This window comes from Bacillus sp. WC2507 (assembly GCF_052656125.1).
Genome location: NZ_JBQXPN010000001.1, coordinates 2200093 through 2226202, shown reverse-complemented (window position 1 = coordinate 2226202; position 26110 = coordinate 2200093). Strand labels below are relative to the sequence as shown.

Here is a 26110-nt window from a genome sequence, read left to right as displayed (position 1 = left end):
TTTTATAATTTTCTAAGAGGAATCTTTATGATGCCAGTTGTTTTGAGCAGATCACCCAATGTTATAATCTTTTGTTCAATACCGTTATCCGTCCACAACTCATACTCCGTACTATCAAGAACTTCTAATTCTTCTTCACCATAAAAAATAATTTGGTCACCATCAGTTGGACGAATGACAATTGTGAGTTCCTTTTGATCTTTTATAATAGGGAATATCGTCTCTGTATATTTTTTAGCTTGCCATTCTTCCAAGGTTTCTGGAAGGTTATATTGTGGAGATTTTTTTAAATAATTATAGACATTTAAAATACTTCTTTCTAATAAGAATTTGAAATGCTTTCGCATTTCTGGTGTTGATGTTACAACATGCTTTAATAATTCCCTTATTTGTTCTGTATTTAATTGAGGGTCTGCTAGAATGTTTTTGATTTGTTGTTGGTTGTTTAAAAGTTCATCCAACCCTTCTATATCTAGCCCATGTCGCTCAACTTTTTCGGCAATTGTCATTCTTCGTAAAGTTTCTTCAGGTGAAGATAACAGCATTCTTTTAGATAAAAGCTTAGATAAGAATTCTTCGGATAATTCAGGTTCCCGTAAAAAGAAGTCGGTTAGTTGATTAAAAGTAGCTTGTACTTCATTTGTTCGCTTTGCTTGATCAACAGTCTCTTCTGAAAGAATGGCAATCACTTTACTTTCGATTGCCTTAGCGCAGGACGCTGTATCTTTTAGTTTCAAAGGTTTTTCTTGATAATAAGAATTAAATGTAGAAATATTACGGTTCAACAGCTTCTTTTTATAAGAAGAATCTAACTCAAATAAAACTCCTTTTAATACGTCGTTGATATTTGAATCATAAAAGAGATTATTAATAGGATGAAAATTTTTATCTTGCGCGGGTACAAACGCTGATTTAATGACCTGTTCCATACCTTCATCATCAACCCATAACGAATAAAATCTATCTAACCACTCACATGCCTTTTTTTCTTCATTTAAAAAATTATTAAATTTTATAATATTTTTCCCTTCGAACTTCGAATTGAAATTTTTCAAATAGTAGCTGCCACCAAAAACCTTTCTCCAGCCCAAGAAGGTTTCTAATGTAGGTATATTATTGTGTCCTGCATCAGTGAATAAATTCCAAAACGGAATGTCATTTTCTTCTTTTTTTGCTTGAGGTATACAAATATGACATTTTCCTGAATCGTTCAAATAGGACTTTCTTTGGTGATAATTAGAAGAATTGTACATCGGTATAAGGGGCTTCTTCCCTATGTAACCCTTTATTTCATCATAGCAATACTTTTGCAAACCAGAATATTGCTGATTTTTTAGTAAACATATATTGAATTCATTTCTAGTATTAACATTTTCAGTGCAATAATCTATTAATTTTTTATATAAAGAAACTGCTTCTTCGATTATTTTTTTATTATCCTCATTACCATCTCTTATTGCATCACGATCTATTTCAACGTCAAAAAGATCAGAATTTACAATGATAGGAAAGGCGTATTCTTCACTTCCGATTAATGGGAAGTTGCAAAATAACTTTGGCATGTTCTCAGGAATAGTTAGAAAAGAAAATAAACCATTCTCGAAATCACATTTCACAGGACAAGCGATTGATACGTTATTTTGTGTTAAAAAGAATAAATGCTTCTGATCACCTTTATCCACACTTCCAGTTTTTAATGCGAAAATATTGATGTTCGGCGTAGTGGATAAAAGAATGCTTTGTTCTCTTTCATATGTCTCACCATTATATTTTATGGAATGAATGTTTTCGTTAAATGCTAAAAGATAAGGTAATGTTGTGTGTAAATCTTCTGCACCTTGATGTACCGCTGCCATTGATTCAGAGGTTCCATTCAGATTGTAAATGAATTTTGTTTTATTTATTTTCTCCACAGCTGCGTTAGTACTACTATTTAAAAGTTCTAACTCACTTAACATTTTTTCTGTTTTCTTTCTAATATCAAGATAGTCTTTATCAGTACGGTCAATGGTAAATGTCATATCAGCCCAGGTTCCATTTTCACGAATAAAAGTTCCTTCAATTTCCACAATCTCCGATAATAAAAAAGTAGACATAAATCCCGTACCGAATTTTCCTGTCAATTTTTCTTCAGATTGTTGTTTTGTAGAAACCTGAGTTATTAACGATTGTAGATTTTTATATGAAAAAGGCATTCCATCATGACTGAAGGAAATTCTATTATCCGTAATTTCTAAAGATATGTTAATCTTACTGTCTCTAGGCGTACAATCAGAAGCGTTTTGAATTAATTCCCATATCCATCTACGCCGGATTTCATTTTTCTTTTCCTCTGAAGATTCTTTTATACTTTTTAATTCATTCAATACTTTACTTGTGCTTGCATTTAGTGCAATTTCGAAATATTTATCATTTATCAAAACCTGACCTACTTTCTATGTAAATTTATTTGAACTGCTATGTAATAAATACAATCCCTGTGGAGACTAACTTTAATAGTATCAAGTAAGCTCGATTCAGATAAGTTATGTGCCATCTGCCATAACTTATCTTGAAATCCTTAGTTGGCTATTGATACCTGGAATTAGATTTTTTATCTATGTCTATTATATCAATTAAATTGCATATGAAATTAAAAATTAACAGTATATTCTATTCTACACAAATCTTACAACCTATGATATTCATATCTTTTTATTAATCAATAAGCTTAGCTAAATGTTCACATTTTTTTACTGTGCTTAGCTTTTTGTACAACTACATTTTTATTTCTCCACACCACTTATTTATTTTCTTTTTATAGTATTTCATTACTGTATATTCAGGAATCCAATTTCCAGCCACTTATTAAACTAAATTAACAATTGGATAAAGAGCTTATTTAATTATGAATTTACTTCCAAATATAATTTTTCTATTTTACCATCCATAAAATGAATTTTCATACTCCCGGTTCCTCTTATATTTGGATTTTCTGGAAGGAATTCTACCATCGCTTCTTTATAAGTTAGATATTCAGTGTATTCAACAAATATATAATCTTCCTTTTCAATTAGATTATTGATAACCCATCTATTAGTATGAATCATTAGCCAGTATCTCGCCATGAAGTCTTCAAATCTTCCCCTATCCATATTATCAGGTTCTTTTATACTATTATTTGTAAAATAAAAGGTAAAATGTGTAGTTATAATTTCTTCTAATATATTGAAATTGCGTTGAGTAAGGAATTCATTAAACCCAGTTGTAATAATTCCTTGTTTTTCTATGATGTTCATAAATACCTCCATAAAATAAAAAAATGAATAGAAATGGAGTGTGCGATTAAATAGGATTTATACAACCCTATGAGGAGAGAGCAATAGACTCCTAAGAGTTTTCTCTTTCTCAATTATTTGCAGGAGTTCTTCTATTCTTTTTTTCTTAGTTGTTCTCATTAAATTTTATTAGGATTTTCTATTTCACTAAAAATGTCAGTATACCATCCTATATCAAAAATAGTGAACTACAATTATAATTATCATATTACATAAAGAAACATAAATTAGAGTTAAAAAAGCTTCAAAATGATAAGTGATTTATACAGTTAATAATGTATACCGGAGGACCAATTAAATGAGTGAAATTAATAAAATCGCAGGTGAAAATATAAGAGTATTCATTGAAGCTAGGGACTTAATGAATTCATTTGTAATTGAGAGAACTGAAATTAGTAAAAATGCTTTTTATGATATGTTGAACGGCAAGGGTAACATAGAATAGCATATAAAGAAGCTAGGTGATTTTTTTGAAATAAATGATCCTATGTAATTTTTTAAAACTAATTATAACTATAAAAAAACAAAGAATATATTGAAACGTAAGGAACAATCTCTAGAGCTAGTTGGTCATAAAGACAGTCCTGAACTGAACGAGGGGATTGAAGTATTCCTTGAGCTCGTAGAGTTAATTGATGTGTTGAAGACCGCACAGGAATAAAGACAGAGAGGTAATTAATATGTAATATTGAATCTAAAAATAATTAAAGGGATATCACCACATATTACTATTTCCAAGCATACAGTATCGGTTTCTGTATTGATGAACACGAAGAAATAGAATAATTAAATGTCTTTAGAAAAATAAAAACGAGTGCGCACGTAATCGCCCTCGTTTTTATTTTTTGTAGTTTTCATTTCTCTCTTGCTAATCTCTTTTTTAGCTGATTAATAGAAATCGCTTCAGCTTTGGCCGTTGTTTTACCAAAGTTACTTTTTGTTTTTAAAGCTCTCTCACTTACTATTCCCATTCTATCAATGTGTTCTTTAATCGAATTTTGCGTTACATTACAATATTTACTTGCCCTTCTAATCGCTTCTGACTTTGTTTGCATGTAGATGGTCATTCCATTTACAGCAAACAAAATAGCCCAAAACACCTGCTTCTCCACAAATACACCGCTTTTCCTTAAATACTGAGTTAATTGTACAAAATTAGCATCTTTTACTTGCTCATCTGTACTTTTAGTAACCTCAGTTTCTATTTTCACTTCAATTTCAGTAGATTTTAAAGTCTGTTTTTTAGTAGAAACAGCATTATTATTTTTTTTACGATTTTCTTCAAAATGATAAATCAATCCATAACTATCTGCACTAACAGTAATTCTGGAGGGAGCTTTATAACTATCTTCTGCGCCCCACTTCGCATACGCGGATGGAATACGTTCATCAATATACATTGCCATATCTTTAATGATTTTATCCCTAGTATATGTTCCAACAAGATATCGCTCTGGCATTTTTCGAAGTGCAACAGCTGCTAGATCATGTCGATTCATCATATTTAAATCATAAATACTTCTCGATTCTTTCGACATTATTCCATTTTTAACAATCTCATGTGCAATAATCTGCCCCAGCTTTATAGTGAAGCTTCTTTTTTCGGATAAATATTCAAACAAAAGGCTTCCCTCCCATCAATTTCTTTATCGTAAGTACTGATATATTTTTCTAAGTCTTTGTTATGTCCCAGCATCTAACAGATTTCGCACTTTTTGCTTATCTTTTCAATACATAGACATGTATATTGAATGTGAAATAGTATGCAATTCACACCCATCTTCCGCAGTGCACCTCTTTTCTATTCTTCAGTAGAACAGAAAAGAGGTCTATCACCAAGAAAAAATCTTACAATTGCACTCCTTTTCTACTAAAAACTAATAGATATCTCTGTGAATTTAAAATAAAGTTTAACCGTCGTGTTATTTTATATTCTTAAGTTTATGGGCATGTGGCACTAACAAAAATTGTGTATGTTAATACTTCATACAAGTTTTTTATAAAACTTTTTTTAACACCTACATAATAAATTACTTGAGTGTATATTAAAATATATACTATCTGTTATAAAATGATATAATTTTATATATTGATATATAAGAAGTTTTAAAAAACAGTTATAAATCATGTATTAACCTATATAGGAGGGGATTGAGTTGAAGAAAATATTTATTAGCCATTCAACTAAAGACGGAGATTTAGCAATAAAATTTATGGACATGCTACAAAGTCAATTTAATTTAACAAGAGATGATTTCTTTCTCACCTCGGACGAACAATTAACGATAGGAGGAAACTGGATTGAAGAAATTCGAGAAGCAATGCACAATGCCAGTATTGTACTTCCTATAATTACACCAAACTTTTTAGAAAGTAAATTTTGTATATGTGAGTTAGGAGCAGCTTGGGTTAATCAACACGCGCTAGTACCCGTAATTATTCCACCTTTAGATTATAACGCATTGGCAGATACTCCTTATCGTTCATGGGTACAATCAATTACATTAGAGAGTGAAGATGATTTAGGAAGAATTGCACAAGCAATGTCTGATAGAGATTTAGGGAAAATTAGTATACCTCGTTTTGTTAAACGAGCAAGAACGTTTTATAATGAAACGGTTATTCCTTTTATTTCTACAATGGAACAAAAAGAGGTTATAACACCCGAGCTAGTAAAAACGTTAAGAGAGCAGCTAAATTCGTATAAGGAAGCATATAACGAAGTTGAAGATGAAATAACACAAATTAAAGAAGAAAATAAAGTACTTAGACGTATGAAAAATGCTGAACAAGTTAGGGAACTAGATTTTGCAAAAATGAGTGAATGGGACACATTCATGAATGCAGTTGATAATATGAAAGAAAAATTAAAAAGGTTGCCAAGTCTTGTACCAAGTATCTTGTACAATAATTTTAAAAAATCAATAGGGAATGGAAGGGGCTTCGTTGGAGCGATGGCGGACAATGCTTCATTAGAGAAGCTAGAAAATGAGGGTTACATCGTACTTGATGATGAAGGATGGGAACCTAATTTTGAACATTCACTTATAAATAAAGCTAGTGAAGCATTATATGAATTAGAACAAGTTATGAAAGCTAATAAAGATGTAATTGAAGAAAGGTTTGAACATGAATACGGTGATATCCTTATGGGGCTTAAATATTCACCATTTTGGGAAAAAGTTCTTGGAGAATCAATAACACATTCGGAGCGTTAATGTAGTCAATTGTCGCTTTTAAATAAAGACGCGATGTTTTGCCTCTTTGGATTTCTTAATCTAAAGAGGCATTTTTACAGTGAAAAGAAAAACTGAATAAGGCCCCACCAAAATTTCGCGAAAAACATACTCTAATACATTTTTAGGACACAAAACCCAAAATTTTATGATAACTTGTAAAAAAGGTTCATTTTTTCATTATTGGGTAATTCTGAATTCTTTAGTTAATGGGCATGTGGTAGAATCCCATGCCCATCAAGCTAAAATTTTATAGTGCCCTCAGAACGAAATTTTGTACTAACTTGTAACAAAATGCTCATTTTTTCGTTTTGAGGTATTTGCATTTCTTAGCTTGATGGTGATGGGGGGTACCCCTACTAGAAAGATTGTCTCCGCATGAACCTGAAGAACTTGAAAAATTAAAAAAAGAAGCAATGAAAGAACCACCGGATTTCTTTGAATATATTCAGTCTACCGAAAAAGATAATAAATGATACATAATGCCTCCAATAGAATATTTATCAAATTGATAACATATGTATCTCTTTTGTTTTTACAGAAATTGTAATATTATAAGTATATGTATATAGAAGAGGAGGCATAGGTTCTATGAAAAATGTTAAGTTTTATGGGTCGATTCTAGCATTCATCTTGCTACTGGCAGCTTGTAGTAGTAATTCCTTTGAAGATTATACATCAAAAGCTGATAAGAACATTAAGGATAAAAAATATAGCGAAGCTATAAAGAATTATCAAGAGGCTTTGAAGTTGAAGGATGATAAGAAGATTAAAAGTAAGTTAGAACAAACCGAAAATTTAAAGAAAGCGCAAGATGCTTTTGATAAGCATGAAATCGGGAAAGCTATGAATAATGTTCAAAAGGCAAAAAGTGATGAAAATAAAGAATTAACAAAGCAAGCCAATGCATTGCAAGGTCAGATTCAACAAGAATTTTTAGCTACATTTAATAAGTTGAACATGAATGATATTACTGGCGATGTAAAAGAAGCCCGTAAATCTTTAGATGATCTTATGGCTTGGATACAACAATCTGACCTATTAAAATCTCAAAAGGATTTTGTTGATACGTTACCTGAAAAAGAAGCAAGTATCTCTAAACTAGAGGAAAGTAAAAAATAAAGAAAAGAGGTTGCCTAAAAGTAACTATTCAGCGACTTTTGGGACAACCCCTTCTTTTATGGTGGATTTTCAAGAAAGTTTAGAATAAAATAAAAATATAGTCACCTACCTATTATTCACTAATGAAAAGAAAAGGGGGTAGTGAAATGCAACTGAAGTATGGGAAGCACATTAATATATTATCAATTGTTCTAACTTTGTTCTCTTTTTCCGTAATTGTAAGTTTCTCTACCTGGTTGAGTGGATATTCAATTCCCAACCTTTCTACAATGCTTAAGGTAACAATGTTGAGTGCATTTATTCTTGGAATTATAGGGTTTAGACAAGAGAAAAGCGCACTAGCGATTATAATTATGGGAATATGTGCCTTTGCTCTAGTCGTTCTATATACTTATGCAGTTATAAGTTTTCTTGAGCATTAAATACCATGAAAAAGAAACGAACAAAAATGTTCGTTTCTTTTTCATGTTGTTGGATGATTATTATAAAATAGCCTCTTCTAATGATTGAGTACTGAATCCAAGAATTAATTTTTGAGTGTTATTTTCATGATCTTTTACAATGATATATGGAACACCCTGTACGTTAAAGGATTCAAACTCTTCTTTTCCTTCTGAAGTATTAGGGTACCGCCCGATTGCCATCAGCCTAAGAAAACAGGTCACCCCCAAAACGATAAATAAGCTTTTTCGTTACAAGAAAGCCTAAAAATTTTGTTCTGGGGGTGTAATAAAACTTTAGCTTGATGGGCATGGGGTACCGCCACATTGTCATCAACCTAAGAAAACAGGTCACCCCCCGAAATGATAAATAAGCTTTTTCGTTACAAGAAAGCCTAAAAATTTCGTTCTGGAGATGTAATAAAACTTTAGCTTGATCCCCATATACTACACGACGATGCAGGTTGTTTAATAATGTAGTTTTAAGGCGTATCAACACTTTGCCGGATACGCTTATTTTTTATGATTTTTATTACTAATTGTCGTAATAAAAAACAAAAAACATGTCGTGATAATAGGAGTGGATCCCCCACTCCTATTTTATTATCATATAATTGTTTAACAACATGTATTCATTGCTAGATTTAGCTTTAAACTTCATATTTATTTTCTTTCAGTAAAATATACAATCATCTGTGCTTTTTTATTACTTTTTAAAAATACCAAACGGTTTTCCAACTGGTAAAACAACTTTTCCGAAGTGTGTATTTAACACTGCTGCTGCTGAACCATAGAAAGATAATAATGAAATAAGAAGTTCAGAATATGCTGCTAAATTATGCATTGCGTGCGGCATAACACCTAAAGTACTTAATGAAAGACCAATAAATAAGAAATCAATAAGGACGAAAATCATAAATAATACTTTATGTGTTTCCATTGCACCAATTGTCATAAAGATTGTGAAAATCAAATATCCGATAAAGGCTATACCAAGCTGTTTTGAATCTGCAGCTTGTGCTAATTTTTCGCCAAATACTCCAAGTTGAATTAACCAAGTCATTCCAACACCTAGCCAAAATAGGCCGTACGCACCGAATGCTGTTGTACCGAACGTATTGTTATGCTTTGCATCGTGAATGCAAGCAAAGATTTGTGCAAACCCTCCTAAAAAGATTGCCCACGGTAATACAAGTGAAACGCCATCTGTTAAGCCTAACTTTTGAGATGATGCTACAAGTGTTACCATCGCTAATCCAAATAGACCAATTCCAGATGGATCTGCTGTTGTCATTTTCACATGATGTGTAGTAGTTTGATTGCTCATATAAACCTCCTGATTATAAACATACTCGAATACAATACTTAAATCAGAAGACTATGTCAATGGTTTTTTTTGTATGTTGTCAGACCTTATATTTTATAATGATTGAATATACTTCCTACCACTTCATACGGTTTTATATTCACTTTTTCCAACTCGTGTATCGGCAACCACAACGGAATATAACTCCCTCTATCTTTCAGTTCGAATTCTTCAGCTTTACCACTTCCGAAAACTCCATCTATAATATGGGCATTAAAATAATACTCCGTACATTTAAACTCCACCTTTGCAATTAGATGCTCTACTTTTATATGTACCCCTAATTCTTCATAAATTTCTCGCTTCGTTGCTTCTTCAGGTGTTTCTCCTTCTTCAATTCCTCCGCCTGGAAAAACATAATATGTTTCACCTTCTCGAATACGTTTTATTAGAGCAATTTTCCCTTCCTGCACAATGATAGCCCCGCCGCGATTTCTTATCATTTTATTACCTCAATACCAATGGCAACTGTTCCCCACTTTTTTTCTTGTTCTTTCGTATATATTTTGTATGTACTTTCTAGCATCTCCTCTAAACTATCATTTTCACAATCCAAAAATTTTTTATCAATTTGCTCGTACATTTCTTTAAAGCTTTTGTATCGCTTTACTTCCGTTACTTTTACAGCCATCGTTTCTGCTGTCGTAAGGTTCGTAAATACAATTTCATCGCCTTGTTTTATAAGTTGACGCTTCGTATCGTATAAGCGTACTTCATATACCTTTTTTTCTGATTGAATTGACTGAAAAGGTTTATTATATAACCCCATTTCGTATCTCATTCATTCCACTCCCCTTTATTCATTTTCCCTACTAACATACTTACATCTTACTAAGTCATACAACACAGTTCGCCTTATTTCAAGTTGCATATAATGTTCCATATCCATTACTTGCTTTAGAGAGGATGCTAAATTCGTTATGTTATATTTAAATCAAAAACCTGAATATAATAAATATGATATTGGTGATTATACTTATAGTAAAGTAGGGCCAACCATTTTTTCTTGGAACGATGAAACAAATTTAAAAATAGGTAAGTTTTGTTCATTAGGAGAAGAAGTCGTTTTCATACTTGGCGGTGAACATCGTGCAGACTGGATAACGACTTACCCATTTAATGCACTTTTTGATGAAGGAGCACATATTACTGGTCACCCTTCTTCAAAAGGTGATATCGTAGTCGGCAATGATGTATGGATTGGTTATCAATCCTGCATTCTATCTGGTGTTACAATTGGTAACGGAGCCATTATCGGGGCAAAGAGTGTTGTTACAAAAGACATACCTCCGTATGCAATTGTAGCTGGTAATCCTGCAAAATTTATTCGATATCGTTTCCCGCAAGAAACGATTGACAAACTAGAGAATCTCGCATGGTGGGATTGGGATATTTCTGTTATAAAAGGAGCTATTCCATTTCTACTCTCCAACAAAATCAACGAGTTTTTTACCTCTCCCGAAAATGAATCTACATGACCGATACACACAAAAAGAGCATCCTATTCTTTCAGGATGCTCTTTTTGTTTTTATTTTTTATGTCCGTGTAACTGATTACACGGAGAACATTGAAATGGAATTTTATCTAAGCAATTAAAGTTCGTTTCGCAAATTTGTTCTATCGTTGGAACAAATGGGATGACTACTATGTTACTTTCTATTATTTGTGTAACAGGTGGCAATACTGTACCTACTTGATGTTCAAAGCGAATACTCGCTTGGTTAATATAATTTCCTGAACCACTTGGTGCGCTCTGAACTGCTACTTGAAACGAAACTGTCCGCGCTTCACCCGGATTTAAATTTCCTATAAGAAACCCTGATACTGGACTTACATTTGGTAATGGAACACTATCGACTATTACGCTTCCAGGGATAAATCGAACACTACTATCTAACGTGTCTTGAAAACGAATATTTTGCATGACAGTATCACCCGTATTTGTAATGACTGTCGTAAACGTAATGACATCTCCAATTGTTGCTGTTTGAAGATCTGCCGTTTTTACGACTGTCGTTGAGACATTTTGAGGAATAAATGGGATAACAACTGTATTACTATCGCCTTCAACTACTACAGGCCGCTCATCCGGATTTACAGTTGCGAGCCCATTTGCTATAGCAGTATTTGTAACTAAATTATTTATTTGCCCTCCTGTTATTACAACTTGGAAGTTAATAATCGCTGCATCATTTGGCTGAAAATCACCTAACGGAATACCTGTATTCGGATTGGCAAACGGAAGAGGTACATCATTTACGGTTACCGTTCCGTTTATAAAGAACGTATTCGGATCAATGATATCTGTTAAAACAATATTCGTCACAGGAACTGTACTATCATTTATAACGGCAATTCCGTAAGTGATAACATCCCCTACCATTGCTACTTCAAAGTTTGCTCCTTTTGCAACAAATAAGATTGCAGTATTTACCGTCACTATAACTGTATTGCTCGTATCCATCACTGTAACTGGCGGCTCTCCTGGTACTAAAATATACTCTGCTAACGCGCCAGCAACGTTCACTGCTGTACCACCATCCGGAAAACTTATAATTGTAGCTTCATATGTTACAATCGCCGTCTCACCGACTGGAATGTCTAAAATCGTAAATCCAACCTGTGGATTTACTCCCGGACGAGCTACTCCATTTACAGTTACACTATTTGGTACAAAAACAGCTTCCGGAGATAGCACATCGATAAATTGAACATTCATCGCGTCAGCAGTACCAGTATTTAATATACGAACAGTATACGTTACCGTTTCCCCTACTCCAACAATTGAATGATCTACTTCTTTCAGCATATCTAAACTGCCTCTATTTACTGGTGTGACTGTCGTATTACTTGAATTCGTAATTGTAAACGGAGGTTCCCCCGGAATCAATTCAAAATCACCCGTTATTCTCGCTGTATTCATAATGCTACTTGAAGGCGGAATTGCAATTACATTTACTTCAAATGTAATTAATACGCTATCCCCTACTGCAAGATCAGGTAATGAAAAGCCTACAAATGGATCTAAACCTACTTGCGGAATTCCATTTATTTGTACACTTCCAGGAACGAATTCTAAACTAGGTGATGGAATATCGATAAACTGAACATTCGTCGCTGTTACCGTTCCCGTATTTGTAACTTGCACACTATACGTTAACGTATCTCCTACACGTGTCGCTTCTTTATTTACAGATTTTATAACGCTGAATCTTCCTCTATTTATCCTTGTTATCGTCGTATTACTCGGCTCTATTATTACAACCGGTGGCTCTCCTGGCACTAAAGTAAAGCTTCCTGTTATATTTGCAACGTTCGTAATTGTTCCTGATGACGGTATGTTTGTAACTGTCGCTTGAAACGTCACTATAACTGTTTCACCAACTGGTATATCTCCTACTCCAAAGCCAGTAATCGGATTTAAGTTTGGTTGCGGAGTTCCATTTATCGTTACACTATTCGGTACAAATGATGCTCCAGCTGAAATCGTATCAATAAACTGAACATCATTAGCTATTACTGTTCCTGTATTCGTTATTTGCACTGTATACGTTAATACATCTCCAACAAGGGTAGCAGCCCGGTTTACTTGTTTAATAACAGTAAATCGTCCTCTATTTACAGTTGTAAGTGTTGTATTGCTCGGTTGGTTTACTATCACTGGTGGTTCTCCTGGCACTAATATAAAACTTCCCGTAACATTTGCCGTATTAGCAATTGTTCCGTTTGATGGAACACTAACAACGGTTACTTGGAATGTGACTTCTACACTTCCCCCTGGATTTATATCTGGAAGCGGGAATCCATTATTCGGATTGAATCCAGGTTGTAACACACCGTCTATCGTTACACTGTTCGGCACGAATGCTATAGAGGAAGGTAGTACATCACTATATTGAACATTCGTTGCTGTCACTGTCCCTGTATTTTGAACTACTGTTGTATATGTGATTGTATCGCCTACTGCAACAATTGGCTGACTTACTGATTTTAATACATTCAAACCAGGTTCATTTATTTCTGTTAATGTCGTGTTACTTGTCGTCGTCTCCGTAATCGGTGGTTCTGTTTCACTTACAGCAAATGTAGCTGTAACGTCTACAAAGTTAACAATCGTTCCACCTTCTGGTATGCTTGTAACCACTTCCTGATATGTGACAAGTACAAAATCATCTACAGGTATATCTGGAACTGTAAAACCAATGAAAGGATCTAATCCTGGTGCTGGTACCCCGTTTATGCTTACACTTCCTGGCACAAATGCTACACCCGCGGAAGTCGTATCGATAAATTGAACATTCGTCGCTGGCACTGTTCCGAAATTAAAAATCAATACATCATACGTTAATATTTCTCCTACAGTCGCTACTTCTTTATCTACTAGTTTCAATGGAAAAATAAACGCTATATTAATTGTCGTAACGACTAAATTTGTTAATATCGTTTCCGTAATCGGTGGTTCCTGCGGATTTGGTTGTGAAGTAAATGTAACGTCTGCATCATTTAATATGACTTCATTATCTGGAATTTCTGTAATCGTCACTTGGAACGTTACCTCAATACTTCCACCATTAATTAATAATGGCGTAACTGTAAATCCTATTTCTGGATTTAACCCAAGTTGCTGCACCCCACCTATCGTTACACTATCTTCTACAAATGTCGTTCCTTCTGGTATGACATCTTGGAAGAACACATCTGTAACTGGTATAATTCCTACGTTTGAAATGAGCACGGTATACGTTAATACATCCCCTACCGCTCCAGTTGCAACGTCAACTGTTTTTGTTGCTGTTACTTCACCGGGAGGAGGTAACGGTATTGTAACTACCGTTGTATTGCTTGAGTTCGTTGTTGTTACAGGTGGTTGTAAAGGATTTAATAAGAAAGTGGCTGTAGCAGATGCTGTATTTAATACTGCTCCACGTGTAGACGGTGCAACTACCGTAACTTGAAATGTTACTGTCAATGATGTTCCAGCTGCAATATTAGGAAGCGGGAAAACAACATTTGGATCAAACCCAGGTTGTGGTGCTCCATTTATCGTTACACTATTTGCAACAAATGTTGTTTCTGGAGAAATTGGATCAATAAAAGAGACATTCGTTGCTGTTACTGTGCCGTTATTTCGAATGACAACAGAATACGTGTAAGTTTCTCCTAGTGCTGCTTGTTGTACAGATGCAGATTTTTGTATATTTAACTGTGCTGTGTTTACTTGCGTCACTACAAAATTACTATTTGTAACAGTCGTTATTGGAGGGTTTGCTGGATTTATAAGAAAACTTGCAGTAACGTTCGATTGGTTTCTAACATTTCCACCGCTCGGAACACTCGTCACTGTAACTTGAAACGTAATCGTAGCCGTTTGCCCGACCGGAATATTTGGTACCGGGAAACCTGCCATAGGATCCGCGCCTTGCTGTACAACTCCATTTATCGTCACACTATTTGCTACAAACGCAGTACCAGACGGAATTGGATCTTGGAAAATAATATTCGTTGCAGGAACAGTTCCTGTATTTTGAATAAGAATCGTATACGTTAACGTATCTCCTACTCCTGCTTGTGGTGTATTTACACTCTTCATTACATTAAGTGATCCTACATTCACTCGCGTCACAACAATATTACTAATCGTTACAATTGTAATTGGGGGCTGGAGAGGACTTACTTGGAAATCCCCAGTTACATTCGCATTATTCGGAAGAACTCTATTTGGTGGTACACTCGTGATTGTCACTTGAAAGGTAACTGTTACCATCCCTCCTACTGGAATATTAGCAAGTGGAAATCCAGTTGTTGGGTTTAAACCCGGTTGAGAAACCCCGTTTATTGTTACACTATTCGCTACAAACGTTGTTCCAGATGGAATCGGATCAAGGAATGATACATTTGTTGCTGCTACTGTCCCACTATTTTGTATACGAACTGTATACGTTAACGTATCTCCTACTCCTGCTTCAGTAGCGCTTACACTTTTCATTACATTTAACCCTGAAGAATTCACGACTGTCATAACAGTATTACTTGGTACTGTTACAGTAATCGGTGGCTCTGTTGGATTTACAAGGAAATCTCCAGTGACATTCGCATTATTTACAACATTATTTCCTTGGGGAATTTCATCAATTAACACTTCAAACGTAACAATTACATTCGCGCCAGTAGGCAAATTATTTAATGGGAATCCAAGTTCTGGATCTGCCCCTTCTTGTAAAACACCATTAACAAATACACTGTTTTCAATAAATAATGTCCCTTGTGGAATTGAATCTTTGAAAAACACATTTGTAGCTGGTACACTACCTGCATTTATTATTTCAATTGTATATACTAAAACATCCCCTACAGTTGCAACATCCGTATTCACCGATTTCACAACTTCAAAGTTCCCTGATTGTACTGTTGTATTCACAATATTACTCGGAACATTGATTGTTACTGGAGGTTCACTCGGATTCACTTGAAAACTTGCTGTTACATTTGCCTGATTTAAAATATCTTCATTTTCTGGATCCTGTACAATTAATACATCAAATGTGACTACAACTGTTTGAGCCGCAGGAATATTCGGAAGAGAAAATCCTGTGTTTGGATTCGATCCACTTTGCGGTAATCCATTAATTGTTACAGAATTTGCAACGAAAGAAACAGCGGAAGAAATAGCGTCTTGGAAAAATACATTTGTTAACGGAACGTTTCCTGTATTTTGGACCGCAATCGTATATGTTAAAGTATCCCCTACTGCCGCTTGCATTGTATTCACTTCTTTTATTACATTTAAACCGCCTGTATTAATTTGTGTCACCACTGTATTCGTTTGTCTATTAATCGTTACTGGTGGCTGATTCGGAATAACGACGAAATTAGCAGATACATTTCCACGATTCGCAATCGTACCTCCTGATGGCGTAGATGTCACTCGTACTTGAAAAGTCACTGTCCTACTTCCGCCGGGAGATATATTCGCTACTGTAAACCCAGTCGATGGATTTGCCCCAGGTTGTGAAACCCCATCCACAGTCACACTATTTGCGATAAAAGTCGTTCCGATTGGGATCGGATCTTGAAAAATAACATTTGTCGCAAGTACATTTCCGATATTCTCAATTGTAATGGTGTACGTAAGAATATCGGAAACCGTCGCAAAAGCTTTATCCACTGTTTTTCTCGTTCTTATATCAGCTATATTAATAGTAGTAAATACAGTATTACTTGTCGCTTGACCTGAAATTGGTGTTTGACCAGGCACTGGAGTAAAGTTAAACGTTACACTCGCGCGGTTCGGAATTGGATTGACAAGCGGATTAGATGTTACTCGAACTTGAAAACGCACTACAGTCGTTTGCGAAGCATTAACACTTCCAAGATTAATACTACTTGCTGGATTCGCTCCTGGACGTGCTACTCCATTCACCGTAACACTATTCGGAACAAATGTTGTTCCAGCAGGGATACTATCAACAAAAACAATATTATTTGCAGTAACATTTCCATTATTAGTCACATTAACTGTGTACGTTAATACATCATTAATGGTTGCGGTCTGTAAATCTACAGATTTTTGCAAACTTAAATTCGCTCGATTTACCGTCGTCTGTACTGTATTTGAAGTAGATGTGCTTGTAACAAGTGGACTTCCTACAAAAGGACGGAATTGGTAAGATACCATTGCACGATTTGGAATAGGATTCGGACTTGGGAATGTTGTGACCCTCACTTGAAATGTAACAATTCTTTGAGCATTGTTAGGGATTGTACCTAAATTAATTCCACTAACTGGATTCGCACTCGGCTGTGTTACTCCACCTACTGTTACACTACCAGCTATAAATGTTGTTCCATTTGGAATACTGTCTTGTAATACCACATTTTCTGCACTTCCTGTTCCTGTATTCGGAACGGTGATCGTATATGTGAGAATATCTCCTACCCCTGCAACTGTTTTATCGACTGATTTAACAGGGTTTATAATTGGACCTGTTGCATCAATTTGAACACCAAAACCAGCTGCTGCGTATCCATCTCCATTTGTAACGAAACGAACAGTCGCGGACGTTTGATTGTTTACTAATGATGAAGAGGCATCTACATTCGTAACGTCCCACCCTTGTCTTCGAACTGTTAAAGCGATTCCTAACGGCTGATTCAAATTTCCAAACGTGCCGCTCGTATCTAAATTCCCACTGTCATTACAAATTTGTGATTGAAAAAAATTATTTGCAGGATTTCTCGGTCCGAATAAAGCAACTGTAGCAGTTGCATTCGGTCCAAAGCGAAGTTGATCTCCAACGATGTTAGAATCACCTTCTTGGGCAGTTACGAGTACTCTTCCTGTAACAGTTCCCGTAGACGGCGTTGCAAAACCTGAAATAATAGCATCAACTGGTGGTGATGAGGCCTCAATAATTTCTTGTCCTGCATAAACTGATAAATTCCTTAGTGGTAAACTCGCATTTTGATAAACCACTTCAAGAGTCCAGCCAGCCGAACGACTAATTGTTGAATCAGCTGAAGTTCTTGCAGCTGGCACGGCACCTGTTGTATATGTGCCAGCCCCAGCTGCACTAACAAGGTTCGTTACATTAGCAGAACGACTATAATAAAACTGCTTCCCTACTGAACCTTGCTGCGCAGTAGCGGGATCTGGTGTAACAGAAAATGTTCCCACTGGTGTTATAAAGGTGATATCATCATTTAAAAACGCAGTAACATCCTCCGTATCAGTCCGGTATGTGCCAGCCCACACAAGTTCTGCGTATAAGACACTACTTCCTGCTGGCAGGTTCAAAATTGCACTTGAAGAATTTAGTGGCCAATCATTCGTCGTTCCTGCTGGGAATCCAGGTACTTGTAGTGATGTATTCACCGTTGTGAATACATCAATCGTACCAAAGTTATTGCCTGGCGCAGGTGATGTCGGACTTAGTCCTAATGTGTTCCCAGTGAACGTGACGGCACCAGTTACTGTTGTAGTAAAGCGATTCATAAAAGGCACATAATCATCTCATTTCATTTATAGTAAAAAGTGCTCTATACTATAAAATGTAGACAAACTATGCAATGTACTTTGTCCAACAAAATTCCGCACATACGAGAGGAGCTTACTACACTATGCGCTATGTTATCGTAACAGGAACTTCACAAGGTTTAGGTGAGGCAATCGCCGCGCAATTGTTAGAAGAAAATACGAGTATCATCTCTATTTCTAGAAAAGAAAATAAAGAGCTTACGAAACTCGCAGAACAATATAACAGCAATTGTGTTTTCCACTCCTTAGATCTTCAAGATGTACATAATTTAGAAACGAAATTTAACAAAATCCTTTCATCTATTCAAGAAGATACTGTATCATCTATTCATTTAATTAATAATGCAGGTACACTTGCACCTATGAAACCAATTGAAAAAGCAGAAAGCGAACAATTCATTACGAACGTTCAAATTAACTTACTTGCACCGATGATTCTTACCTCTACTTTCATGAAACATACGAAAGGCTGGAAAGTAGATAAACGTGTTATAAACATCTCATCTGGCGCAGGAAAAAATCCTTATTTTGGATGGGGCGCTTATTGTACGACGAAAGCTGGCGTAAATATGTTTACACAGTGCGTAGCAACCGAAGAAGTAGAAAAAGAATATCCCGTAAAAATCGTCGCTTTTGCACCTGGTGTTGTTGATACAAGTATGCAAGCACAAATTCGCGACACAAATAAAGAAGACTTCATCAATTTAGACCGCTTCATCGCACTAAAAGAAGAAGGAAAACTACTATCACCTGAATACGTTGCGAAAGCTATTCGTAGCTTACTAGAAACTGAGAATTTCCCGCAAGGTGAAGTCATTCGGATTGATGAGTAACAAAAAGGCGTGCTAAAATAGCACGCCTTTTTGTTCTACTTCTCTAAAAATATGAGTACAGACTCCGCAATTTGTTCATAACCAATCTCTTGATAAATTTTATTTGATGTTGGATTTGCCAGGTCCGTATATAATGTCGTTGTTTTGTAACCTTCGTCTAACATACGTTGGCTAAGTGCAGCGACACAGCTAGATGCATACCCTTTGTTCCGCGCTTCTTTCGGTGTATATACGAAATTAACTGTTATATTGTTTGTAGTTGGTCTCGTTTTTGCAGCTACAGAAACAAGCTCTCCGTCTACTTCTAGAGCAAATAGACGACGATTAGTAATTAATGTATGGGCGGTTTGTTTCGCTTCTTCTTTCGTAGTAGGAAGATTCACATCTTCGCAGAATTGATATATCCACTGTTCTATTAACGTTAGCTCATCACTACTTACTTCTCGAAAGATTCCATCTCCGTTCCACTTTTTCTTTACTTGTTTTAATTCATATATACCTTGCTCCATTGCAACATTCGTTTTCTTATTTTCTAACACCGCAATTTCTTGCGCTAATTTCTGTACAATTTTCTTATTACCGATTAATCCAGGAACATCTGGATATACTTTCGTTAATTTTTTTGCAAGTTCCACTATGGCCTCTTTCGTAATTTCAGACGTAGCAACAATTATTTGTTTCTTTTCTTCTGTTTGAAGAAATACAACTGCTATTTCTTCCTCTTGTTTTGCTACCCCCATAAATATCGGTTCTTGGACCATTTGTAATACACCTAATACGAGATTATTTTCCTGCTCATTCTTCTCTAAAAATGGTATAACCTCTTCTTTAAAAGTAAGAATCTCTTCATATACATGTAATTGAATCATCGACAATCTCTTCTCTCTATTTATAGTTTCATTAAGTATTGGCGATTAATTCATTAAATTCCTCTTTTACGATTCAATAATATTCAAAGTTAACGTATTTAAATCATTTTCAGCTTGTAAAATTCTCTTTTTTTCCTTTTCAAATACCTCTTCTTCTTTTCGAAATGACTCTTTTCGATTTTTAATCATACGCTCCATTTCTTTTTTACTCGGTCCACCATATACCTTTCTTTTTTGAATAAAAGCTTCTGGTGATACAATTTCTTCCCACTCTTTTTCTGACAAATGTATTTTAAATTTTTCTTGTAAGTATATATTTACATCTTTGAAATGTAATTCATGCAACTCCCTTTGCTGCTCCAATGACATATTCGCAATAACACTTGCTGCATGATGAGCTTGCCGAAATGGAATGTCATAGTTTTTTGTTAATACATCTGCGAAATCAGTTATCGTAATTGCATGTTTATAGGAACGTTTTTTCAACGTTTCTTCTTCTACTTTCATCGTTCGAATGACTGCATTCATAATACAAAAAACACGAATAGTCTTTTCAATTCCTTTATATAAATACGGCTGCAAATCATCTTCCGTATCAACAATATCACCAAATGGTGTATTATGAATCATTTGAAATACTGTAAATGCTTCCCCTAAAGCACTACTCGTAATCGCACGGGCGTGTTCAATTGAAACTGGATTTCGCTTTTGGGGCATAATACTACTAATTTGTACATATGGCTTTGCAACAGTAATACCATCATATTCTTTCGTCGCTAATAATAAGAAGTCATGAATCCATCTACTCGTATTCGTCATAATTACCATAAGTAACGAGCTAACTTCTAATAAATAATCCGCTCCAGCAACAGCATCATATGAGTTCTCGATTACATTTGTAAATCCAAGTAAATAGGCAACTCGCTCTCGTTTAATTGGGAAACTTGTTGTAGATAGAGCGGCGGCTCCCATTGGAGACTGATTTAAAAGTTTGTACGTTCGTTTCATTCGTTCTAAATCTCTTTGCATCGTATCATAAATCGCTAACGTATAATGACCAAATGTTGTTGGCTGCGCTGGTTGTGTATGCGTATAAGCTGGCATAATCGTTTCCTTATGATCAGCAGCGAGTTGCAATACACTTTCTTGCAATAACAAATGATGTTCCATTAATCGTAGTACATATTGTCTTAAACTCATGCGATACATCGTTACACCCATATCATTTCTACTTCTACCAATATGCATATTACTGACAAAATCACATTTCGCCTCTTGAGAAATTAAATGTTCCACTAAAAAAAAGAGATCTTCATGCTGCTCTGTATATAGCAATTGATCTTTTGGAATTCCCTCTATCTTTTTTAGTGCGTGTAATATAACTTTAGCTTCTTCCTGTTTCATTAACTTTTCTTCGGTTAGCATCGCAATATGCGCTTTATGCACTTGAAACATATCTTTCAATAAGTACTTTCGTTGAAAATCAAATACATGTTGTAATACGCAATTCACATATGTTTTCCCAGGGAAATCAGCGCCTTCACTCTTTATAAATTCTTCTTTACTTTGTTTCATCACCTTTTCCCCTCTCCCCTAAGTACTACTACCCATCATACCCAGTGATGGCGAAAAAGTGCTTGTACATAAAAATAAACTCGGTGCTCTCTGCACCGAGTTTATTTAATAAAGGTCGCATCATACTTATCACTTTGCAACACTTGAAAATGTAAGTTTGCTAAATGTTTCCGTATTTCTGCACTGTCGTCCTCATTTAAATCATTTGCTAAGAACACTATTTCTGTACAGTTCCCGCGTTTATCCATCGCATAAACTGCTTTTGTAACTGTCCATGGCGTATAGCCATTTTTTTGCCCTGCATGTCTAAATGTTTTACGGTATTTCTTAGCACTCATATCTGTTTCAACGATATTAGCCCACACTTTTTCTTCGGCTTCTGTCAGGCCACCTTTATGATTTGCCTTTTGAAGCAGTACCATATAATCGTTTGCAGAAGCTGCTGGTAAACGATCTGACCAAATTTTATCGTAACGTTCCTCTAAATAAAGAGGAATTTCCTTCTGTAATAATGGTCCCTTCTTTTTTAAGCGTTCATGAATAATCATCGCATATTCACGATATTGCTCTTGGGACATTTCTTTTAACTTTTTCTCTATTTTATATTTCGGAACATGTAGTTCTTTATGCAAATATCCAGGGATGTATAAAGATGAAACAATCGGAAATAGCGGCTGATGTGCTGGAAGCGATAAACTTTGTAAATTCCGATTAATATTATCTAATCCTAACACTTCCATCAAATATTCAGCATTTGCATTCGAACTAAACTTAACCATTCCTTTTGCTACTTCTTCTAAAGAAACTGCTCCTTCTGTTATCTTGTCTGTCTTTTGCAAATACCTTTGCCATCTATCTTGTGCACCACCATCTGTATTCGGCACATAATAGCGATTTACATCATTAATGGAAACGAAACTAGACGGATCAATTTTCCCTTCGGTAACTTGTTTCGTATATTCAAGCGCCACAATTAACTTCATCGTACTAGCAACTGGCAATACAACATTTGGATTAACAGAATAAACAACTTTATCATTTCTCTTTACTAGAAGCGCACTATTTTTTTCATCTTTATGTTCTTCAATAAAGGATGCGATATACTGCGCATCATCATTATTTGAACTCCACACTTTTTTCACTAAAAAATTACCCGATATTAGCAAAACGAAAATACCCACAATTACTGCGCATACTATAGTTTTTTTCAAGTAAAATTCCTCTCCTATTGTGTAACTCTTCTCTATCTATCTCTTACAAACAAAATAATGGAGATGATTATTTTAGTAACCATCTCCATTATTTTAACTTGTATTCTCCCATTATGTCTACGTCATAATTTTCACGAAGTCTTCGAGAAATTTTTTATAATGTAATGACCATCCAATTCGCACCCAATTTTTTAAAGCTTTCGAGTCAGGTTGAGGACGGAAATCAGCAATACTCTCTCCCTTTGCAATTCCAACTGTATCTACATCAACACGACGGTACACATAATCCAAAATAGACGGATTCGCCGCAACCATCATTGTAACAACGTCATGTACTGGACTACCTGTTATTTTCGGGTTTAACTTTTTATAAGCTTTATAATAATACGTAAATATCGGTTCAATTAACTTATTAAAACTCGTTTTAGAGTGTTTCGTAATATATTTTACCATCTCCGGCGTAATAATAGCTTCAGATGTAACGTTCAGTGGCACTAATGTCACATTCTTGGCATTTTGCATCACTAATTGTGACGCAATCGGATCACCATGAAAATTCGCCTCTGCGACTGGTGTCACATTGCCGGGCATTAAAAAAGCACCACCCATTATATAATATTCTTTCACATACTTCATCATCGGCTTTTCTAAAATAAATGCTGTCGCTAGTGTCGTTGACCTTCCCGCATCAACAATGATTAATTCTCCTTTATACTTTTCAAGAATATCAAAAAATGCACAAAAAGGTTTTATATTTGGTGAAAAAGCTTTTGGAGGTTTAATTGGTCCTAAACCGTCTGTTCCATGAATTTCTGGATAATACGTTATAACATCTCCGGATAAAGGAATTTTCGCACCATTAATAACAGGTATATCTTCCCTTCCTGCCATTTGCAATAAATATGCCGCATTACTCGTTGCCTTTTCTTGCGTTACATTTCCATATCCCGTTACTACGCCGACAATATCAATATCAGGATGCAACAATCCATACATAATTGCTAAAGAGTCATCAATTCCCGGGTCTCCTAAAAATAATATTTTTTTCATCGACCTCAACTCCATCCCCCTCAATTGTTATTAATTTATGAATAGCAATAGGTATACAGAATAAAAAAGAACAAATTTATACGAAAAAACGCAGTCCTATAAGGACTACGTTCTTCATCTAACCTATACTGTTTTTCTTCACAACACTCATACTTCCAATGATATAAGCGATAAACGCAAAACAAATCGGGAAGACAACTGTATGTATACCGAACGGATTTGGATAGAGAAGATGAATGCACATATATGAGCCTACCCCAACTAAAATAGAGGCAAGCGCTCCTCTTGCATTTCCTTTACTCCAATATAACCCTAATACGATTGGCCAAATGAATGCTGCTTCTAATCCACCGAAAGAAAATAAATTTAACCATATTAAAAAATCTGGTGGTTTAATTGCTGCTGCATAAACGAGCAGTCCTACGATAGCAGTAATCCATAAACTTCCTTTTCTAATCGTACTGTCTGCCGCATCTTTATTTATGTAATTTACGTATATATCTTTAATGATTGACGAACTTACAAGTAACAATAGCGAGTTTACTGTAGACATAATCGCTGCCATTGGTGCAGCCAAGAAAACTCCCGCTAACCAAGGTGGCAACACTTCCATCGCGAGTAGCGGCATTACTTTATCTGGTACCGTTATACCCGGAAGTACGACTCTTGCAAATACACCCGTTAAATGCATACCGATCATAATTGTACCTACAACAATCGTTCCAATTATAAGCGCTTGATGCATAGCTTTTGAATTTTTATAAGACATGGCACGCACACTAATTTGCGGTAAACCGACAACGCCAATTCCAATTAAAATCCAAAACGATGTAACATATGATTTCGTTAAACTACCATCTGCTCCGAATGGTGTAATTAAATTCGGATTGATTTGAATAAGTTCCTGCATAATCTTTTCAATTCCACCACCAGCAATGACGGTAGCAATTAAAATGATTGTCGTTCCAACTAACATGATAATACCTAGTAATGTATCTGATAGCGCAACTGCACGAAATCCACCAATTAATACGTACACAAGTACAGAAAAAGTAAATAAAAATAGTGCTGTTGTATAAGATAAACCCGTTAGTGATTCAATTAATCGGCCACCGCCGACCCATTGAGCTACTGTTGCTGAAAATAAGAAGATAATAATACATAACGCTGAAAGTATAACAACTGCTTTATTATTGTATCTTCCCTTTAAATAATCGATAAGAGTAATGGCTTCCATCTTCCTAGCGATAATTGCAAACTTTTTACCGATAACCGTTAAAACGATATACCCTGTTACAACTTGAATTGCAGATAGTAGTACCCATCCAAGTCCCATATTGTACGCAATACCTGGACCACCAATAAAGCTACTAGCACTACCGTACGTAGCAATCATTGTCATCGCTAATAATAAACCGCCAAGTTCACGCCCACCAAGAAAATATTCTTGTAAAAATTTATTATTAGCAGTCGCTTGTACGCGTCTTGAAGCATATACACCAATTAAAAACACAACGATAAATGAAATTATCATTGGAATGATTACATACCAATTCATCTATTATTCCTCACTTTTTTCTTCCTCATCGAGTGAAATATCTTGAAATACAAAACGAACAACTAAACTAAGTAAAATAACCATAACGACAAATCCAACGATACAGCTATAAAAAAACCATGCTGGAAAACCGAATATATATGTATATTCACTTGGATTTTTACTACCAAGCCCATAAGCAAATCCGTACCATATTATAAAATTAATAATAGCAAGTCCAAGACCAATTAACGCTTCCCTATGGGCGATTCGAAAGCGTGGATCATCATGATAATTCTTCATTTTCTCCCTCCTCTCACGATGTATTATTGTACCATTGTTCTTCTAGTTTTTCCTACTAGAAAGCAAAAACAAGCAGGATTTTTTATAATCATATAGAAGATTCTCTTACATTACATATTTTTTACAATTGTAACACAAATGAAATTTGAATTTTCAGTAATTGTTAATTATGATTTTAATTAGAGGCTTTCCATCTAGTTCCTACATCCTTGATTT

At 35.1% G+C, this 26110-nt stretch carries 19 protein-coding genes; 6 read left to right on the top strand and 13 right to left on the bottom strand.

Going from position 1 to position 26110, the window contains the following annotated elements:
* Positions 1-2 precede the first annotated feature (2 nt).
* Together ACUN28_RS11780 and ACUN28_RS11775 are read right to left on the bottom strand one after the other, a co-directional pair.
* The gene (locus tag ACUN28_RS11780) at positions 3-2420 is read right to left on the bottom strand and encodes an ATP-binding protein (RefSeq protein WP_445423384.1); all 2418 of its coding nucleotides are present in this window, start codon (positions 2418-2420) and stop codon (positions 3-5) included.
* Between the two features lie 465 nt (positions 2421-2885).
* Complete coding sequence (locus ACUN28_RS11775) at positions 2886-3278, bottom strand: hypothetical protein (RefSeq protein ID WP_445423383.1); 393 nt, start codon at positions 3276-3278, stop codon at positions 2886-2888.
* A 337-nt stretch (positions 3279-3615) separates the two neighbouring features.
* Here ACUN28_RS11775 and ACUN28_RS11770 point away from each other — a divergent pair, with 337 nt between their 5' ends.
* On the top strand, positions 3616-3762 hold the full coding sequence (locus ACUN28_RS11770) for a hypothetical protein (protein ID WP_445423382.1): 147 nt from the start codon (positions 3616-3618) through the stop codon (positions 3760-3762).
* 409 nt (positions 3763-4171) lie between these two features.
* On the opposite strand, the gene ACUN28_RS11765 is transcribed toward ACUN28_RS11770, so the two are convergent.
* Positions 4172-4939, bottom strand: a complete 768-nt coding sequence (locus ACUN28_RS11765) for a hypothetical protein (protein WP_445423381.1) — start codon at positions 4937-4939, stop codon at positions 4172-4174.
* Between the two features lie 534 nt (positions 4940-5473).
* Between ACUN28_RS11765 and ACUN28_RS11760 the strand changes: the two genes are divergently transcribed.
* The 3 genes from ACUN28_RS11760 to ACUN28_RS11750 all read left to right on the top strand — a co-directional run bounded on the left by ACUN28_RS11760 (position 5474) and on the right by ACUN28_RS11750 (position 8097).
* Positions 5474-6535, top strand: a complete 1062-nt coding sequence (locus ACUN28_RS11760) for a toll/interleukin-1 receptor domain-containing protein (protein ID WP_445423380.1) — start codon at positions 5474-5476, stop codon at positions 6533-6535.
* A 609-nt stretch (positions 6536-7144) separates the two neighbouring features.
* On the top strand, positions 7145-7675 hold the full coding sequence (locus ACUN28_RS11755; protein WP_445423379.1) for a hypothetical protein: 531 nt from the start codon (positions 7145-7147) through the stop codon (positions 7673-7675).
* Positions 7676-7821: 146 nt separating this feature from the next.
* Positions 7822-8097, top strand: a complete 276-nt coding sequence (locus ACUN28_RS11750; RefSeq protein WP_001176332.1) for a hypothetical protein — start codon at positions 7822-7824, stop codon at positions 8095-8097.
* Positions 8098-8821: 724 nt separating this feature from the next.
* On the opposite strand, the gene ACUN28_RS11745 is transcribed toward ACUN28_RS11750, so the two are convergent.
* The 3 genes from ACUN28_RS11745 to ACUN28_RS11735 all read right to left on the bottom strand — a co-directional run bounded on the left by ACUN28_RS11745 (position 8822) and on the right by ACUN28_RS11735 (position 10262).
* Positions 8822-9442 carry an acetate uptake transporter gene (locus ACUN28_RS11745; protein ID WP_016086882.1) on the bottom strand — a complete coding sequence of 207 codons (621 nt, stop codon included), beginning with the start codon at positions 9440-9442 and terminating at the stop codon, positions 8822-8824.
* A gap of 86 nt (positions 9443-9528) precedes the next feature.
* Positions 9529-9924 (bottom strand): NUDIX hydrolase, encoded by a 396-nt coding sequence (locus tag ACUN28_RS11740; RefSeq protein WP_016086881.1) that lies wholly within the window; start codon positions 9922-9924, stop codon positions 9529-9531.
* A complete protein-coding gene (locus tag ACUN28_RS11735) occupies positions 9921-10262 on the bottom strand; it encodes an ASCH domain-containing protein (RefSeq protein ID WP_016086880.1) in 342 nt (113 codons plus the stop codon). The genes ACUN28_RS11740 and ACUN28_RS11735 overlap by 4 nt, the downstream gene beginning before the upstream one ends.
* Positions 10263-10401: 139 nt before the next feature.
* Between ACUN28_RS11735 and ACUN28_RS11730 the strand changes: the two genes are divergently transcribed.
* Complete coding sequence (locus ACUN28_RS11730; protein ID WP_016086879.1) at positions 10402-10959, top strand: CatB-related O-acetyltransferase; 558 nt, start codon at positions 10402-10404, stop codon at positions 10957-10959.
* Between the two features lie 51 nt (positions 10960-11010).
* On the opposite strand, the gene ACUN28_RS11725 is transcribed toward ACUN28_RS11730, so the two are convergent.
* Entirely contained in the window at positions 11011-18483 is a 7473-nt protein-coding gene (locus ACUN28_RS11725; protein ID WP_016136790.1) for a DUF7507 domain-containing protein, read from the bottom strand.
* A 116-nt stretch (positions 18484-18599) separates the two neighbouring features.
* Between ACUN28_RS11725 and ACUN28_RS11720 the strand changes: the two genes are divergently transcribed.
* Positions 18600-19349 carry a (S)-benzoin forming benzil reductase gene (locus ACUN28_RS11720; RefSeq protein WP_016086877.1) on the top strand — a complete coding sequence of 250 codons (750 nt, stop codon included), beginning with the start codon at positions 18600-18602 and terminating at the stop codon, positions 19347-19349.
* A 35-nt stretch (positions 19350-19384) separates the two neighbouring features.
* Here the strand turns inward: ACUN28_RS11720 and ACUN28_RS11715 are convergent, their stop codons facing one another.
* The 6 genes from ACUN28_RS11715 to ACUN28_RS11690 all read right to left on the bottom strand — a co-directional run bounded on the left by ACUN28_RS11715 (position 19385) and on the right by ACUN28_RS11690 (position 25894).
* Entirely contained in the window at positions 19385-20218 is an 834-nt protein-coding gene (locus ACUN28_RS11715) for a GNAT family N-acetyltransferase (RefSeq protein ID WP_016086876.1), read from the bottom strand.
* A gap of 66 nt (positions 20219-20284) precedes the next feature.
* Positions 20285-21793, bottom strand: a complete 1509-nt coding sequence (gene argH, locus ACUN28_RS11710) for an argininosuccinate lyase (protein WP_016086875.1) — start codon at positions 21791-21793, stop codon at positions 20285-20287.
* 101 nt (positions 21794-21894) lie between these two features.
* Complete coding sequence (locus ACUN28_RS11705) at positions 21895-23004, bottom strand: serine hydrolase (protein ID WP_016086874.1); 1110 nt, start codon at positions 23002-23004, stop codon at positions 21895-21897.
* Between the two features lie 117 nt (positions 23005-23121).
* Positions 23122-24054 (bottom strand): nucleoside hydrolase, encoded by a 933-nt coding sequence (locus tag ACUN28_RS11700; protein WP_016086873.1) that lies wholly within the window; start codon positions 24052-24054, stop codon positions 23122-23124.
* A gap of 118 nt (positions 24055-24172) precedes the next feature.
* Positions 24173-25612: a sodium/pantothenate symporter gene (gene panF, locus ACUN28_RS11695; RefSeq protein ID WP_016086872.1), complete on the bottom strand. Its 1440-nt coding sequence runs from the start codon at positions 25610-25612 to the stop codon at positions 24173-24175.
* A 3-nt stretch (positions 25613-25615) separates the two neighbouring features.
* Positions 25616-25894 carry a YhdT family protein gene (locus ACUN28_RS11690; RefSeq protein WP_016086871.1) on the bottom strand — a complete coding sequence of 93 codons (279 nt, stop codon included), beginning with the start codon at positions 25892-25894 and terminating at the stop codon, positions 25616-25618.
* Between the last annotated feature and the right edge of the window lie 216 nt (positions 25895-26110).